Here is a 342-nt window from a genome sequence, read left to right as displayed (position 1 = left end):
ACCCACCATTCTTTCTCCACGAAGGAATTAAAACTATCGTGGGCGATTAGCTCAGTTGGGAGAGCACCTGCCTTACAAGCAGGGGGTCACTGGTTCGAGCCCGGTATCGCCCACCATTCTCTAAATATTCTTGGTTATTAAATGTCCAAACCACTTCTTTTGTCGTTGGTTGGTATGTTTGACCCTGAGAGTCTTTAGAAAATGTGAATTTTAGAACACTGGTTCTTAAAGTCTCATGCTCTTTAACAATTTGGAAAGCTGACTGATTGATTACTTACGAGTAATTCAATCAAATTTAAAAGTTCTCAATGTTTATCTTTTATTAGATAAACACAACAAACA

The 342-nt window shown here is 38.3% G+C and carries 1 tRNA gene; it reads left to right on the top strand.

From position 1 onward, the window contains the following. Nucleotides 1-40 precede the first annotated feature (40 nt). Nucleotides 41-116 (top strand) — tRNA-Val (locus tag BCU75_RS19650). Nucleotides 117-342: the final 226 nt, after the last annotated feature.

The sequence above is a fragment of the Vibrio splendidus genome (assembly GCF_002873455.1).
Lineage (GTDB): Bacteria > Pseudomonadota > Gammaproteobacteria > Enterobacterales > Vibrionaceae > Vibrio > Vibrio splendidus_J.
The sequence above is the reverse complement of the archived record's forward strand: the minus strand, read 5'-3'. Positions and strand labels throughout refer to the sequence as shown.